Genomic DNA, 15,720 nt, shown 5'->3' with positions numbered 1-15,720 from the left:
CATACTAGTATGATGCGTGTATACTGGAAGCAGAGCGGGCCACAAGGCCCCTCACTCCGAACCCGAAAGGAGCCAACATGGACCACCTGGTCTGCACTACCTGCCTCGTCGGCCTGGTCAACGACGACTGGACCGCGATCGAGGACAACCACTCCGCAATCGCCACCGCCGAAGCGCTCGGCATGGTCACCCACACCGGCAGCGAGAACCACGGCGTCTACCGCTGCACCGTCTGCGGCGACGACCACTACGGCCGCGCCGAGATCGTCACCGCCGCCTGACCCTCACCGCCCCCGCCACCCGGCGGGGGCGGCCCACGGGCACACGCCCCGGGAGTCACCAGCCAGGAGAACGCCATGAACACCAGCCCGAAGGGGACCCGCACCGGCTACTACGAGCCCACCGCAGCCAACGCCACCCACCTGCTCGACAACCGCGAGCTCGTCACCCAGGTGCGGCCGGCACTTCACATCACCCACGAGATTGAACGCCACGACGCCGACACCCAACTCAACGGCCACAAGCGGTCCCTCTACCCCCAGATCAGCCGAGTCGCCATGCGAACCCACGGCCTCTACCTCGCCCACAACATCCCCCAACACCGGGACGACTACAGCGGCGACCTGCTCGTCACCGGAGACCGACTCGCCCCCATTTCCAGCAAGGACTAGCCCACAACCGCCCATCGCCGAGAGGCAGACGGGAAACCCGCAGGTGAGAACCAGAAAAAGCCCGAAACTACTTGCATACTCGCATCATGCGTGTATGATAGAAGTAAGCAAGGACCGGAGAGGAAGGAAGAGCAATGGACGATCAGAACTGCGAAGTAGAGGATTCCCGCCTCTACAACGGCGACCACATCGCAGGGGTCGCCATGCTGGCAGCGAAGCTCGTCGACGAGCGGCTGCACCCGGGCAGGGGAGAGGACATCTACAGCATCGCCTACATCACCGCGATGACGTTCCGCTACCTCATCAGTGACCCCCGCACACAGGGCCTCCCCGCCGAGAAGGCCCTCGCGGAGGGTGTCACCGTCGACGACATCATCCGCTCGACCATCGCCTCAACCCCGGGCGTTGCCGAGGCGATCATCGCGACCCACTCGACCTCCCCTGTCGTCGATCTCGACGAGTTCGACTACTGACGAGCCGCCGCCCATCGCCGAGAGGCAGACGGGCACCACCCGAAAGGGATCTCCCGATGAGCATCACGGTCTACACCAAGCCCCAGTGCGTGCAGTGCGGCGCCACCATCAAGGCCCTCGACAAGGCCGGCATCAGTTATGAACTCGTCGACATCACCGCCGATGCTGCCGCCCGCGACTACGTCATGGCCCTCGGTCACCTCCAGGCCCCCGTCGTCGTCACCGACACCGACCACTGGGCCGGCTTCCGCCCCGACCGCATCAAGAACCTCGCGGCCCACGCCGCCTAAGCCACCCACCAGCAGGGGAGGGGACATCACAATGCAGACCATGACCGAGGACCCGCAGGCCACCGCCGACCCGGTCGACGTCGACGACCTCGCCGCCACCGACGACGCCCCCACCGTCCCCGAGCTCGACCCCGAAGCCGCCCTGCTCTGCGCCCTGCTGCACACCACCGACACCACCGAGGCCCGCCACATCACCAGCCACCTCGACGCGGCCGACTTCCTCAACCCCCGATATGGCGCGATCTACACCGTCATTGTCGACCTCGCCACGAGCGACGAGCCGCACCACCCGACCCGCGTCCTCAGCGCACTCAGAAGCGCAGGACACATCACCGGCCACCGCGGCCAGCTCCTGGTCGACGCCCTCCAGACCGTCACCCTGCTCGGCACCCCGGCCATCGGACTGACCGCCCTCGCCAGCGACGTCCTCGACGCCGCCTACCGACGCCGATTCTCCACCACCGCCCAGGCACTCACCCAGGCCAGCGCAGAAGCGCCCACCGACGACCTATTCGAGATCCTCCTCGACCACGGCCGAACCATGCGCGCCGAGACCAACCGCCGCGACGCACTCGCAGCCGGGCCATCCTGATCCGGCAGGGACGACAACCACCAAGCCGGAGCACCAGGCACGATGACCACCATGTATCTCATCGGAACCGGCCCGACCGAGCTACACGCACACATCGACCTCGACCATCGGAGACGCGACGTCGACCCCCGCGCCAGCCTCTCCGTGCTCTCGACTGCCCATGACGCCGGGCATTGGTCCGTCCTGGCTGAAATCCGGCCCGACACGATGGGGGAGGGGCGATGACCCCCGACGAAGCCCGATCCCTCGGCCGCGCAATCCGCACCGTCCGCATCGAGCGCGGACTCACCCAGCTCAAACTAGCCGTGGCTGTCGGCATCAGCGCCGGACAGATCGGCATCTGGGAACGAGGACGAGTGCCCGCCGCGCGCGGACGAGACGCGCACGCCCCCACAATCACCCGCCAGCAGCTCGAGAATCTCGCCGACGCACTCGGGTGCAGCGTCGAGACCATCGCCGACCGGGCCGCCCTGTCGACCACCTCCCGAGTGCTTTACGGCCTGGACCCGCTCAGTCCCGCCAGGACCATCGTCGGAGGCCGAGAGTTCGACCTCACCGACGCCGAAGCCGACCGCGTCCTCGACTTCATCGCCGGACTCGTCGCTGCCCGCGACCTCAGCTAATAGGGGAGTGTCCGACCGCGGCGCTACAGTCCCGCTACATGGCAGACCCTGACACCGTCGCCCAGGTCCGGGAGGCCGCTGGCGGACTCGGCGACGCCGAGTTCCTCAAGCTACTGCGCTGGCACCGCGCCGTGATCGGCCTGCCCGACCTCGACTGGTCCCGCCAGGGTGCCTACAGGGCCGCCATCACCGAACTCGGCGACGACCGCGCCACCGACCTGATCCGGGACCTCCGCCGAGCAGCTCGAGACTCGCGCCGACACCGCCACGGCGCCGACGGCAAGCCCGTCTTTCGGGACGGGCGCACGCTCGCCACCCGTCTACAACGGTAGAGACCCCAACCAGAGCGCTGAGCGCCGGCGGCTTGACGGAATCCGACTTATCGGCGCGGCCCCGCGGCCGGCGAGTTAAGGGTCGTCCTTCGTCCTAGATCAGGGCGTTCCCGCTGCGTCCACGGTGTCCCGCAGCTCGGTGTAGGTGCACTCGGCAACGCCGGGCAGGGCGGCCAGGCGGTGCAGGACGATCGACTTCTGCCCCGGGACTTCTGCATTGAGAACGCGTGTAGGTACGACGAGGAAGCGCCAGCGGTCCAGGTTCAGTGGGTCCATGTTGGCCACGTCAGTGACGTCGAGGACGCAGACGACGTACGCGTCGGCCTGACGCCGAGACTCGGGGTCAAACCGGCTGGTGTGCGCATCCCACGCGCGGGTCTCGGGGATGCTCACGGTGGGGGTGGAGGCACGGGTCTGCGCCCAGCTCTGCAGGAACGAAACTGACTTGACCTCGACCCGCAGTCCGCTTTCGGTGACGATGTCGACGGCGTCCCATTCGACGCGTACGCCGGCGTGAGTGACTCCGAGCGCGCGAGCGACGAGATACTCAGCGAACAGGCCGCGGACGGTGTTGTCGAGCAGGCTCGACAACGACCATCGCCAGAAGTCGATCACCGGCCCCCCGGCGAGTGGCTCACCACCGACGGTGAGGGGCTCGTCGCCGGTCATTCTCGCCGGCACGATCACGCCGTGTGGCTCGATGGCGCGTCGAACCGAGAGGTCCGACCGGCCTTCGGGGACTGTCTCAGGGGGTGTCACATCTCATCCTCGACAAGCTGATGGCGCGCCCGAGCGTCGACGACCGCTGCGGGCGATCCGTTGACTACGCGGGGATCAGAAACGTCGATCCTCTGCACAGTTGTACCCCGCTGATCTGTGTACTTGACGGAATGCCACATTATCGGCGTTAACATGACGGAAGTATCAGTAGCTGCGGTTACTGCCGTTTACCTGCGATAATTCCGCGGGTGTGGCGCGACGGTGAGGTCGTCCTGCTCCGCGCTGAGGACCTGGCGGCTATTCGGGGCGGGCGATGGGTTTGTCGTCCTGATTAGGTGGTGTCGAAGTCGACCTCGACTCGGAACACGTCGGCTCGAAGCCAGGAGATCGTGAGTTCCACGGGGCGGTGGTTGCGTGCGGCGGCATCGGTGCGGGACCGGATAGAGATGACCGGTGGGCGGCCGCTCAGTTCGAGGTGCTCGGCGACGTGGGGTGGCGCGGGGTCGATGGAGACGCCGAACCATCCGCGCTCGGGTTCCAGTTTGTAGTGGGTGGCCAGGGTGTCGTGCAATGAGTCGGCTGGGCCGAGGATCTGGGGTAGGTCGGGGACGAGTTGGGGGTCGAGGTAGGTGTCTGCGTAGCCGACGAGCTCGTGGTTGATGTATCGGTTCCGGGAGAGTGCGAGCAGTTGTCTGCGTGCTCCGACTTTCATGCGGCCACGGATCTCGGTTGGGGGGGTCTCGAGTCGCCATCCGGTGGTGCGAACGTCTGGGGTGAATCCGGCTTTGCGGACGCTTGCGCTCCAGGACGGTGGGATGTGTCGACTGATGGTGTAGTCGATGCGTTGGGACACGAAGGTGCCGCTGCCCTGTCGGCGGCGCACCAGGTAGCGCCTCTCCAGCTCGGTCAGTACTGCTCGGGCGGTGAGCCGGCTGACGCCCAGGATGCGGGCTAGTTCGTCTTCTGAGGGGAGCCGAGTGCCGACGGGCTGGTTGGCAATTGTCTCGGCGAGCGCGTCGGCGGCGGAAAGGTACACCGGTACCCGAGGACTGGTTTTGGTGGGTGCGGCGTCGCTGATGGGCGTGATCATACTGCGGGAACGGAGGAGGTCGACGGTTTCCGCGGGTCGTTGACGGCTCCGTCGGGCATTTTGCCTGCGAGTGATTGCAGGATGGATCTCGCCGCGTGTTCCTCGATCGCCAAGCGTGCCGTCGCGACCGCAGATCCGAGGTGCGGGGTGAAGAGGGTATGGCTCGTCAGTTCCATCAGGTCCGGGTGCAGGCCGCTGGGGCGGTCGGGTCGGGAGAGGTCCTCGAACTCGAACACGTCTGCGGCATATCCGCCGAGGTGTCCGCTGCGCAGGAGCTCGGCCACTGCGCCTTCGTTCACCACTGAGCCTCGTCCGACGTTGACCAGCAGCGCTCCGGGTCGCATCGATGTCATCGCCTCGTGGTCGAGCAGGTGCAGTGTGTCCGCCGTCAGGGGGGCGCAGACCACCACGGAGTCGCTGTGCTGCAGAAGCTCGGCGAGTTCCACCCGTTCCATACCGATCGACGCCGCGGTTGCGGACGGCACCGGATCGGGGTCGTGGTAGAGAAGTCGGGGATTGAATCCGGAGAGCATTTGCGCCACGGCCCGGCCGAGTACGCCGGCGCCCACGATGCCAATCGTGGAGCCGACGAGTGTGCGTCCGTAGAGCACCGGCCGCCAGCCGCGGAAACCGGCTCGCACGGTGCGGTCACCGGTCGCGACGTGTCGAGCGAGGCCGATCAGCAGCCCGACTGCCAATTCCGCGGTGGGTTCGGTGAGTAAGTCCTCGACTCGGGTGAGCCAGATGCCGCGCTCGGTGCAGGCGCGAACGTCGATGTTGTCGTAGCCCTTGAGTGCGCCGGCGACCACCTGCAGTCGCGGGCAACCGTCGAGGAACTGCGCGGTGATCTGGTCGGGCATGAACGCCATCAGCCCGTCGGCGTGTGCCACTCGGCGTTTCAGTTCGGATGCCGGGAGGCTGTCGTCTTGCTGGTTCGGCACCACGTCGCACTCGCGGCCGAGCATGTCGAGGATCTGGGGATGCACCCGGTGGGTGAGAACGACCACCGGGCGCGCGGACGCGTTTGTCATTGGAACCTTCTTCGTAATGCTCCGCCGAGGGCGTCGACCACGGTGACGGTGGCGAGGATGACGAGCAGGATTGCGGAGACTTCCTGGTACTGGAGGGTGCGGAGGGCGGCGATCAGCTCGAATCCGATGCCGCCGGCGCCGACGACGCCGACGACTACCGAGGCGCGGAAGTTGAGCTCCCACCGGTAGACGGTGACGTCGGCCATTTGGGGCAGCACCTGCGGCAGGATGCCGTGCAGGATCACTTGTGCCCGGGTGGCTCCGGCGGCGCGGGCGACCTCGACGGATGCTTGATCGGCGCGTTCGATCGAGTCGGCGAAGAACTTTCCGACCATGCCGGCGGAGTGGATACCCAGCGCCAGTGCGCCGGGAAGGGCGCCGAAGCCGACGGCGGCGACGAACACGATCGCCATGATCAGCTCGGGCACCGATCGCAGGGTGTTGAGGACCAGGCGCGCGACCGCGTAGACGGTGGGGTGCGGGGAGGTGTTACGGGCCCCGAGCAGCGCGAGTGGGACCGACAGCAGGACCGCCAGTGCGGTGGCCGCGATACTCATCGACATCGAATCCCACAGTGGGCCCCACCACCGGTTGATGTGGGTGAAGTCCGGGGGCCACATGTCGCCCAGGAGGTCGGCGATGTCGGCCAGCCCGGTGATCATCCGTTCGCCGTCGAGTAGTCCCACCGCCCAGACGCACACCAGCACCAGGACGCCGACGACGCCCATGGCGGCGCTGTTGCGCCCCCAGCCAATCCACACCCGACGGGAGATGTCCCGGTACTGTTCTTCCCGCCGTTCCTCGACGGGGTCCGGCAAAGTGTCGGCGGTCACTGGTAGTCCGCCAGGTCGATGTCCAGCAGGGGCGCGAGGTCGCGCACCGCGTCGTAGTCTTTATCGGTCACAGGTCCGAAACCGGCGGCCTCGAACGCCTCGAGCACGGCGTCGTCGTCGAGTTCTAAAAACGCCGCCCGCACCTTGTCCTTGAAGTCCTCGGGCAGATTCGTCTGCATAGTCCACGGGTAGTTGTAGTAGGGCTCGGACTCCTGGACGGTCACGACCACCTCAGGGTCAATGGTCCCGTCTCGGACCATGCGCTCGTAGATGGGCAGGCTCATGCCGCCCGCGTCGGCGTTGCCGTTCTGCACTGCCAGCGCCACCGCGTCGTGGGCGCCGACGTGCTGTTCTTCGTAGTCGCCGTCGTCGACGCGCAGGTCCGCTTCCTCGGCGAGCATGGCCTTGGGTATCAGGTGGCTGGAGGTGCTGGCCGGGTCTCCCCACGCGACGGTCTTGCCAGCGACGTCGTCGAGTGTGGTGATGCCGGAGTCGGCATTGGCGAGAAACACCCCTTGGTAGGTGGGGGCAGCGCCTTCTTCCTCCTGCAGCGCGGCGAAGGGCTCGATGTCGGCCTGCTCCTGGGCGAGCACGTAGGACAATGGCCCGAAGTAGGCCAGGTCCAACCGGCCGCGGGTCATCGCCTCGATCATCGAGGAGTAGTCGGTGGTGACGATGAGTTCGACCTCGACGCCCAACTCGTCCTCTAGGTATTCCTTGAGCGGTTCGTTGTCCTGGATCACTTGAGACGCGTTCTCGTCGGGCAGCAGGGCCACGCGGAGGGTCTCAGGCACCTCGCCGGCGGCAGGCTCGGAGGTGGAGCCGGAGCCGCAGCCGGTGAGAACAAGCGCGAAAGAGATCAGCGCCGCCAGGGCGGCAACTGTGGAACGGGCTGGTCTGGTCATTGTGAAGAACTCCAGGATCTGGTGAATGTGATTCGGGTGATGCGAACAGCTTCCGGTCAGCGGACACCAGCAGCGAGGTGGCCGGTGACAGTACTGGTGACGGCGTCGCCGTCGGATTCCCCGTTGGGTTCCTCAGTGACGCCTTCGTAGATGAGTCGGATGGCGTCATCGGTGACATCGGACGCGGGGCTGTCATGCACGATCTCGCCGTGTGCGAGGCCGACGATGCGGTCGGCGTGCTCAAGGGCCAGGTCGACCTGGTGGAGGCTGGCGACGAGTGTGATGCCGTTGTCGTGACAGACACGGCGCAACAGCGCCATCACTCGGCCTGCGGTGGCCGGGTCGAGGCTGGCAACCGGTTCGTCGGCGAGGATCAGCTGCGGCTGTTGGGCGAGTGCGCGGGCGATGCCGACGCGCTGCTGCATGCCGCCGCTGAGATTGTCGACCCGGGTGAGCGCGTTGTCGAGCAGACCCACCTGGTCGAGCGCCTCGAGGGCGATGCGCTCGTCGGCGCGACCAGCGGGCAGGAGACCGTGCCAGAAACTGTGGTAGCCGACTCGGCCGAGCAGCACGTTGCGCAGCGCGGTGTACCGCGGGACCAAATGGTGGTGCTGGAAAACCATGCCAGTGCGCCGGCGATGCCGTCGTAATGCACGGCGCGAGTCCAGTGCCGGGAGACCGGCGGCACGCACAGTCCCGGTGGTGGGCTGCACGAGCAAATTTATGCACCGCAGCAGCGTCGACTTGCCGGCTCCCGAAGGACCGAGCAGCACGGTCACCTGCCCGGCCTCGATCGTCAGGTCGGTTCGGCGCAGCGCCTGCACGCCCCCCTTGTAGGTCTTGCTCACCTCGACGAGCTCGATCATGGAAACCCCTCTATAGGACTTGGTCGAACACCCCGAAACCTATAGAGGACTTACGAACGGGCGATTAGGGTTGAGAGAACGGTGAGTGAACCCCGTCCGACCATCCGATGCCGGTGAACGGCCGATGGCTTCCGCGTTCATGCGACGGCCATAGGGCCCTGTCAGAATGTGTCGTCATGACCTTTGGGAACTCGTGTTGGACGCCGACAGATTTTGTGATCGGCCACGTCACAGCGGTGCTGCCCCATCGGGTGGTGGATAACGCAAGAGTGGTGGTGCGCGAGGGTCGGATCGCCGAGGTGGGCCCACACCCGCCGGGTGCCGGCTGCACCCTGGACGCCCACGGCGCCCACTTGCTGCCGGGCCTGGTCGATGTCCACACCGACATCCTCGCGCGGGAGACCCGGCCGCGACCGGGCGTCGTCCTAGACCCTGCCTTCGCACTGATGTCGGCGGGCGGCCGTCTACGCGCGGCAGGTATCACGACCGCCTTCCATGGCCTTGCGTTCCAGGAGCGCTCCATCGTGGGAACGACGATCGGTTCCCCCGCTGCGGCAGAATTGTCCGATTCGCTGCGTCACGCTGACGACACCCAGGTCGACCACCAAGTCTTGCACCGGTTGGACGCCCGCTGCGAGTACGGCCGGACGCTGCTCGCAACGGAGCTGGCCGCATTCGACGACTCCGCGGATTCTGAAACGCGTCGGAGCATCACCACACCGAATGATCCCCCACACGCACGGGTACCGATCGTCTCTCACGAGGACCACACACCGGGGCAGGGGCAGTTCGCCGACCCCACGACCATGCAGCGGTGGCTGATCACCAACGAGGGCATGGCCGAGGCTGCTGCGGTCGACCACGTCGACCGGTGGCGTTGCACCCGCGCCGAACGTCTCGCCGTGCGCGACCGCACCCTCACGTGGCTGGGCGACCTGGCCCGGACCGGACACATCCGGCTCTTCGGCCACGACCTGGCCACCCCGGAAGACGTCGCGGCTGCCGCCGACCGCGGCTGCACCGTGGCGGAGTTCCCAACGACCCTGGACGCCGCCCGTGCCGCCCGCGACCGAGGCATGCTCGTCGTTGCTGGCGCCCCGAACGTCGTCCGTGGCGGCTCCCACACCGGGAACGTCTCGGCAGCCGAGCTCGTCGTCGCCGGTGTGGCCGACTCCCTGGCCAGCGACTACCTTCCCTCCTCGATGCTCCCAGCCGCAGTGCGACTTGTGCGCGACGGTGTCCTCTCACTCCCGCACGCCGTGCGGCTGATCACCTCAGGCCCGGCCGCCTGTGTCGGTCTCAACGACCGTGGCGTGCTGACCGAAGGCTTCCGAGCCGACCTGGTCCTGACCGACCTCAGCAAGACGTGGCCCGTCGCCCACGTCATTTCGACTCAGTCGCATACCGCTGCCCGCGAGTAGCTCGGATTCAGCGGCAGTAGGCCACGAGGACTGTCACCGCTTCGGCTGTCTCACACCAGTCCGACGGAGGTGAGCACCGATGACCTGATGCAACTCCCCGCCTGACCGCAAGCGAAGGATCAGAAACGAGTTACACCACCACACGGGGCTTGACCGGACTCTCGACTGACCACGGCGTCGAGGGGAGCGAACCTTCCTCGGACGTCACACCGAAAATGACCGCACACGCAGTCCGCGCTGTCAGCGGCAATCGGTCGCCCACTGACCAGCAAGCATGACGGAATATGACATTATCGGCGCTCGTTCCACGAGGGAAGCGGTCAGTGTGGTCCGCGGCGGCCGGTGACCGAGCGCTAAGCACTTCGAATACGGGGTAGCGCCGTCGGACGCATCAGCTGGCCCTACGTGAATGTGAAGCCCATTTGTCCGTCGTCTGTTGACTCGAAGTCCGTTCGCTTGGTCGAGTAGTCCGGCTTGCGCTGTGGATCCTTGTCTCCGTCCGGCCAGACGACTCCGGTTGCTGCGAGCATGTCCCGCGATGCCACTGGTCCTGCGAGGATTTGGTCGAGCAGCGCCGCCTGCCGCGTGTGTAGCCCCGACAGCCGGGTTAGAACGGACAGTAGATCGAGCAGCTCGGCGGTCCATTCCACAGGCCAGGAGTCGACGTTGACGTCGTCGAGCGGGCTGGACTTCCGGCCGGTGGGGGAGGCTTTGCGGTAGTTGAACCACGAACGCAGTACGTTCTTCCCTCCGACTGTGTACTCCCATACCGCTGTGGGTACCGGCCCGAATGTGCCGCCTCCGAGATCGAGACTTTGAGCGTCCGGGTCGTACGTCATCGCTGCCGACATGGACTCCACCGCCGTCAGGTTCACCACCCGGCGCTCATCACCAGACGGGAACCGGACGTCATTGGCCGGTCGGCCCGCCGCGGCGTCGAAGTAGCTCGCGCCGTATGTATGGGCCCACACCACTTCCTTGCCTAGTAAGACCGCCAGGTCGAACAGCTCCGGGTCGGTTGTAATCGGCACCCGCACCCCTGGTGTGGTCAGTTCGTCGGCGAAGCGGGCCGTGAAACCGGGATGGGAAGTCACTCCCGCCATATACGCCACAACGTCGTTCGCAGTTACTGCCTGCCCTGCGAGGGTGGACAGTGCAGCGAGGAGTCCCTTTGCCAGGTTGGGCAACCCCCCTGGATGAACAAGCGGAAGGGCTCGCCCTCCTTCGCTTCCCTTGAAGTGATCCATGTCGGGAATGAGGGCTGAGAATACGAGCCCCGGGCCGGTAGTCAGAGGCTTCGCGTGCTGCTCGATGACGAACACCTGGCCTGCCCGGCGGGCGGCCCACAGGTGAGGGCTCGCGGAATGGAGAACTCGATGGTCTGCGATGATCCACTGTCTATCAAGGAACCGGAATCCGTACCTCACGACAGTTGGCGACTCGGGAAAGCTCAGAGCGAGGGGAAGTTCCGTGTCTCTCTCTACGTCCTCGCCATGAAGCGGCTTCTTGCCTCGGTCGAACCTCGCGTCTCGTGATTCCTTGAAGTGAGCAGGACGGTCCTCCGGCGGTGCTTGTTTTAGGGCGTTCCACCTGTGCTTTAAGACAGCGCAAGTGGGCGCGATTATCCACGTACGGTTTCCCTTGACCCCTGGCGAGCTCCACGGCATCAGATCGTTCACTGCGGGAAAGTCGTCCCATGCGCTTTCGGCGGCCGGAGTGAAAGGTGCCTGCCAGTCGAGGCGGGCATCGCGCCAGTGCTCATCATCTAGTCCGAGGTCGGCGAGGCCGGCGTACTTCTCGAGCCGGGTGCCTTTAAGGGCGGTGTAGTGCACCGGGGCAGGAACGTTGGAGTCACAGTCCGCGCGGCGGGTAAATATTGCGATCGCCAGCGGTTGCTGCACACCAGGGAAGATCCGGGTGGAGACATCCGGTCTCATCCCCTCGGGGGAGACGTCGATAACCCAGCCTTCGCTGGTGGTTCGGCGCAGGTATTCACGCATTCCCTTGAAGCCAGGTCCGCGCAAGTAACCGGATGTGGTGATGTAACAGACCACTCCGACGTCGCCGTCGGCGAGCGCCTGATTGGCGTTGAACACCTTCCAGGTTGCCCACCGCCAGAAGTAGATGTACAGGTTCTTCAGGACGTATTCGTTTCGCCCGTTTCCGGCGGCGCGAAAGTCGTCAAGTGGCCGATAGTGGTCGCCCTTGGCGGTCTTGTCGCTGTCGCTGCCGTTTTCGATCCAGCCGCCCATGCCCTCGGCGCGCTCGCGGTACGGAGGGTTACCGATGACCACGGTGACTTTCGTCCCGGATTTGACCTTGGCGGCTCGTGAGCGTGATCTGCTGATCAGCTCCAGACCGGAGCCAAGCTGTGTTTGTTCGACGTAGGGGTCATCAAGAGTGTCGGTGACAAACAACCCCAGGCCCCCAGGCGGAAGAGAGGCGTCGAGGTCAGCCATGAGGTCGGTAGCCCGCAGCTCCGCGACGGCGAATGGGCCCATCTGAAGTTCGAAGCCGTACAACCGCCGGGCGAGGTCGGTGACCGCGCCCGCTGCTGCTCCGGGCCCGTCGCGGTCGGCAACTCTAGAGGCGACGTGCTCGATGATCGAGTGAAGGTAGGTGCCTGTCCCCATCGCCGGGTCGGCGGTGACCACGTCTGGGTCGGCAAAACCAGCGGTTTTGCCTAGCCGGCTCACGAGCACGTCTTCGGTAAGGCGGACCATCTCCTCGACCACCTCGCGGGGGGTGTAGTACGAGCCGGACTGCTTGCGCAGCTCCGGGTCGTACTCATCGAGGAACTTCTCGTAAAGGTGAAGGTAGGTGTCGCGTTTGCCAGCGCGAACCTTCGGCCAGTCGACGGCGTCAATTACACGCACCATCAAGTCGATGGTGACCTTGAAATCCTCGGCCACGTAGTCGGTGAGTAGCTGGAGGGCCCGAGCCATTAGCGAGTGCTCGCCCGACAATTTCGTCCCCACCGAGTGCAGACCGCCGGGTCCGGCAAGGGTGATGCCTTCGGTGCGCGCCAGGAGTAGAGCGAAGGTGACAGTCTGGGCGTAGCCGTCGGCGAACGTGTCATCGGTGGCCGTGGGGAACAGAAGCTTGCGCCAGTCTCTCGCCAGGCCATGGAACGGTTGGCTGGCACGGTCCTCTCCTGCTTTGATTGCTCGGGACTCGAGGTCGAGCTGGTCCATCACCTCGCCTCGGAGTAGGCGAGTCAGCGGTGCCACGGCTCGTACGAGTGCGATCACCGAGGTGATCGGTGCGGGCTTCCACCGCAGGAAGTCAGTGAGTAGCTGCTCCAGCTCTGGAGGCGCGGTGAGCTTGCTACCTGCGGTTCGAAGTGTGCCGCCGCCAAGGTGCACGGGGCCGCCGACTGGTTCGCAGTCGCGGTAAAGCCGCCACTCGGTGCCGTTGGTGTAGATCAGGTTCGGCAGATCTCGCTGCCGATCCCACTGGCGACGGTTGTGTCCGGTCATTCCGTCGGGATCGAGATTGGCTCCCGGCTTTTTGACCTCGACATATCCGGTAATGGACCCACCGACGCTAATCGCGTAGTCCGGGCGCACTCCGCGGTCGTCGTCGCGGACCTCGTCGTGCGGCACGACGGCCAGGCCTAAACGCAACCCGGTTGCGGCTAGAAGTTGTTCGATGGGTGCCCTAATCGCTGCTTCGGCTTCTCCGGGGCCGGAAAGCTTGGCTTTGCAGCGCCCGCCGAATTCGGAAACCGCACTGTCAAGCCAAGACGAAGACACGTATAGGCCCTTTCAGCTAGTGGCGTGGCCAGACTAATTGTCTGCCATCGCTTGGCTCGACACCGCCCGGACTCGCCGACTTGGCCTGCTCGGCGAGCGGAGTTGAGCGGAGTGCAGGCCAGCGCTCGAACTAGCGACCCAGTCCCGTCGAGTACGGATCCTGGCCCATGTCGCAGCGGTCGGTCACACTAGAAGCAGCGCGGATGTTTCCGGGGCTCAGTTCGCCTCCTCCCGCCGGCCCGGGAGGGGGACCATGCAAGACCTCGACGATCAGACTGGCATCGGTGACCAGACGGGCGTAGAGAGCTGGCTTCGATGGGATCTGGACGAGCTCGAGGATTGCGTCGACCGGCGAGGAGGGGACCTGGCTCTCTACCGCGCTCTCCAGCGCAAGGGCTTCAAGGGCGCGCGTCAGAACGAGTTCGAGGACGTCCTGGCCAAGTACGGTCTTGCAGTCATCGCCGCGTGGATGGTCAAAGGGCGTATCGGGGAGAAGTGTCGAGAACACAGGCTCAGCGGCGCAAGCGTCCTCGACGGAATCGACTTGAACCACTCCCACATCGAATGGCTGGTCATGGAGACAGTCAGCAGGGCCATCTGGGCGTTCCGTGAGGACGTTCTGCCGAACGGGAAGTGGAAGCCCCACGGGGGTGCGTCGTTGCGGACGTACTTCATCGGGCAGTGCTTGATCCGCTACATCGATGTGGCGAAGAATTGGAGGCGTCAGCGGACGGCCGATGAACAGCTAGTTCCGTTCTCCGAGAAGCTCGTGGAGTCGGGCAAGCATACGGCTGTCGACAACGTGGAGGCTGACGTGATCCACAGCGAGATGCTGGAACCACGGCTGTCGCGGATCAAGAACGAGGACGCTCGTGCGGCACTGATTATGCAGTTGAAAGGCTTCAAGATCAGGGAGATTGCCGAGCACCTGGGCCGGACCGACAGGTCCGTCGAAGGGATGCTGAAGTACGCCAAGAAGCAGATCGAGCGAGGCGAGGAGGGCACAGCATGAGTGACTTCAAATCGAAGCTGGAGAGGTCATCGTTCGGCACCCGTGGAGCGGTCGCAGCGCGCAACACCGTGAGCCAAGAGCGCGCTGACCAGGTGCTTCGCAGGTCTCGATCAGGCTCAGAAAAAAACTCCGGGCGCAGCGAGGGTAAACGAGGATCCGGGACCCTATAACTGAGTGTCGCTGGATGAAGAAAGTGACCAGGGCGGGCCCGCGCCAACGAGCCCGCCCTGCCAACCCGAGAGCTATGTCCCGGTTTCCATGTGGATGGATACCTGGATGGTAGCGGAGTCAGAGGAGGCCCATAAGGGGTCTCCCTCCACTCGGGTGGTCATCCGGATTGGAGGGCCACCATGGCCCGTCGTACCGTTCATCGTTCTGCCATCACCGGCCGGTTCGTCGGCCCCGCCTCCGCTGCGAGGTGGCCGGGGAAGACCACCACGGAGCGTGTCGGAAGTGGGACCGGGAACTCCCGGACCGTGACCCGCTCCGCGGCTACTGGGCGTTTTGTTCCGGGCTGGCGCGGAGACGCCGACCCGACCGGCACGATCCGTCAGCGCGTCTGATCGCTGAGTACTAGGCGGGGCATCGGCGAGATCGATGCCCCGCCTCTCGGCGAAGGAGATATGAATGGTCAGGGCGGCGACGGGAAGCTGAGCTTCCTCTTGAAGGAGCAGTGACGTGAGAGAAGCCTCGGGACATCAGGACGGAATCCCGGATACCTGGTCTGATCAGGACATCCAGGATGTCCATTACCGATCACGGCTGGACCCCGTAGACCCGGACCTCGTGGAGCCGCTCGGGTGGGTCTCTTATGCGGCTATCCGATTTCACTCGACGCTTCGTTCCGTGTGGACGTTTCAGCTCGGTGGGAGCGACAAGGAGGCGGATGCCTGGCCGACGGGCACGCTGGCGAACAAAGTGGTTAGAGCCGCGCGCGACCAAGGTGATCCTCGAGCAGATGCTTTCGAGGAGTGGTACCGCGCCTACGGGCAGCCCGCTATCGACATGCGGAATGGCGTCATGCACGCCTGGCCGTATACCGCCGATGACGGACTGAACCTCCCTGGGTTTGTCGGAGGGTTCCGATCTAGCAAGGGAGACTGGAA

The 15,720-nt window shown here is 65.4% G+C and carries 16 protein-coding genes and 1 pseudogene; 10 read left to right on the top strand and 7 right to left on the bottom strand.

The genetic code is table 11. From position 1 onward, the window contains the following. Positions 1-77: 77 nt before the first annotated feature. The 7 genes from Q4F73_RS07635 (at position 78) to Q4F73_RS07605 (ending at position 2,981) form a co-directional block, all read left to right on the top strand. Positions 78-281: a hypothetical protein gene (locus tag Q4F73_RS07635; protein WP_303358756.1), complete on the top strand. Its 204-nt coding sequence runs from the start codon at positions 78-80 to the stop codon at positions 279-281. Positions 282-356: 75 nt separating this feature from the next. Beyond that, a complete protein-coding gene (locus tag Q4F73_RS07630; protein ID WP_303358755.1) occupies positions 357-671 on the top strand; it encodes a hypothetical protein in 315 nt (104 codons plus the stop codon). A 134-nt stretch (positions 672-805) separates the two neighbouring features. Continuing rightward, the gene (locus tag Q4F73_RS07625; protein ID WP_303358754.1) at positions 806-1,144 is read left to right on the top strand and encodes a hypothetical protein; all 339 of its coding nucleotides are present in this window, start codon (positions 806-808) and stop codon (positions 1,142-1,144) included. Positions 1,145-1,200: 56 nt separating this feature from the next. Beyond that, complete coding sequence (gene nrdH, locus Q4F73_RS07620; RefSeq protein ID WP_061230154.1) at positions 1,201-1,434, top strand: glutaredoxin-like protein NrdH; 234 nt, start codon at positions 1,201-1,203, stop codon at positions 1,432-1,434. Between the two features lie 31 nt (positions 1,435-1,465). Next, positions 1,466-2,026: a DnaB-like helicase N-terminal domain-containing protein gene (locus Q4F73_RS07615; RefSeq protein ID WP_303358753.1), complete on the top strand. Its 561-nt coding sequence runs from the start codon at positions 1,466-1,468 to the stop codon at positions 2,024-2,026. Between the two features lie 221 nt (positions 2,027-2,247). Further along, a complete protein-coding gene (locus Q4F73_RS07610) occupies positions 2,248-2,649 on the top strand; it encodes a helix-turn-helix domain-containing protein (RefSeq protein ID WP_303358752.1) in 402 nt (133 codons plus the stop codon). A 38-nt stretch (positions 2,650-2,687) separates the two neighbouring features. Beyond that, on the top strand, positions 2,688-2,981 hold the full coding sequence (locus Q4F73_RS07605) for a hypothetical protein (protein WP_303358751.1): 294 nt from the start codon (positions 2,688-2,690) through the stop codon (positions 2,979-2,981). A gap of 99 nt (positions 2,982-3,080) precedes the next feature. Here Q4F73_RS07605 and Q4F73_RS07600 read toward each other — a convergent pair whose 3' ends face one another. The 6 genes from Q4F73_RS07600 to phnC form a co-directional block, all read right to left on the bottom strand. Continuing rightward, positions 3,081-3,740, bottom strand: coding sequence for a hypothetical protein (locus tag Q4F73_RS07600; RefSeq protein ID WP_303358750.1), 660 nt, complete (start codon positions 3,738-3,740; stop codon positions 3,081-3,083). Positions 3,741-4,032: 292 nt separating this feature from the next. Continuing rightward, a complete protein-coding gene (locus Q4F73_RS07595; RefSeq protein WP_137809377.1) occupies positions 4,033-4,791 on the bottom strand; it encodes a GntR family transcriptional regulator in 759 nt (252 codons plus the stop codon). Further along, a complete protein-coding gene (locus Q4F73_RS07590) occupies positions 4,788-5,822 on the bottom strand; it encodes a phosphonate dehydrogenase (protein WP_055476440.1) in 1,035 nt (344 codons plus the stop codon). The genes Q4F73_RS07595 and Q4F73_RS07590 overlap by 4 nt, the downstream gene beginning before the upstream one ends. Further along, complete coding sequence (gene phnE / locus Q4F73_RS07585) at positions 5,819-6,595, bottom strand: phosphonate ABC transporter, permease protein PhnE (protein WP_277244579.1); 777 nt, start codon at positions 6,593-6,595, stop codon at positions 5,819-5,821. The genes Q4F73_RS07590 and phnE overlap by 4 nt, the downstream gene beginning before the upstream one ends. Before the next feature lie 56 nt (positions 6,596-6,651). Further along, entirely contained in the window at positions 6,652-7,560 is a 909-nt protein-coding gene (gene phnD, locus Q4F73_RS07580) for a phosphate/phosphite/phosphonate ABC transporter substrate-binding protein (RefSeq protein ID WP_055476442.1), read from the bottom strand. Positions 7,561-7,616: 56 nt separating this feature from the next. Next, positions 7,617-8,426: a phosphonate ABC transporter ATP-binding protein gene (gene phnC / locus Q4F73_RS07575; RefSeq protein WP_055476443.1), complete on the bottom strand. Its 810-nt coding sequence runs from the start codon at positions 8,424-8,426 to the stop codon at positions 7,617-7,619. A 176-nt stretch (positions 8,427-8,602) separates the two neighbouring features. Here phnC and Q4F73_RS07570 point away from each other — a divergent pair, with 176 nt between their 5' ends. Then, complete coding sequence (locus Q4F73_RS07570; protein WP_055476444.1) at positions 8,603-9,847, top strand: alpha-D-ribose 1-methylphosphonate 5-triphosphate diphosphatase; 1,245 nt, start codon at positions 8,603-8,605, stop codon at positions 9,845-9,847. A gap of 401 nt (positions 9,848-10,248) precedes the next feature. On the opposite strand, the gene Q4F73_RS07565 is transcribed toward Q4F73_RS07570, so the two are convergent. Further along, positions 10,249-13,452, bottom strand: a complete 3,204-nt coding sequence (locus Q4F73_RS07565) for a type ISP restriction/modification enzyme (protein ID WP_303358749.1) — start codon at positions 13,450-13,452, stop codon at positions 10,249-10,251. Between the two features lie 403 nt (positions 13,453-13,855). On the opposite strand from Q4F73_RS07565, the gene Q4F73_RS07560 reads away from it, so the two are divergent. Continuing rightward, positions 13,856-14,614: a sigma factor-like helix-turn-helix DNA-binding protein gene (locus tag Q4F73_RS07560; protein WP_303358748.1), complete on the top strand. Its 759-nt coding sequence runs from the start codon at positions 13,856-13,858 to the stop codon at positions 14,612-14,614. 678 nt (positions 14,615-15,292) lie between these two features. Continuing rightward, positions 15,293-15,720: pseudogene (locus tag Q4F73_RS07555) on the top strand (hypothetical protein); the annotation flags it as partial.

The sequence above is a fragment of the Corynebacterium sp. genome (genome assembly GCF_030535495.1).
Lineage (GTDB): Bacteria > Actinomycetota > Actinomycetes > Mycobacteriales > Mycobacteriaceae > Corynebacterium.
Note: the sequence above shows the minus strand (reverse complement) of the source record. Positions and strands in the feature narration are given on the sequence as shown.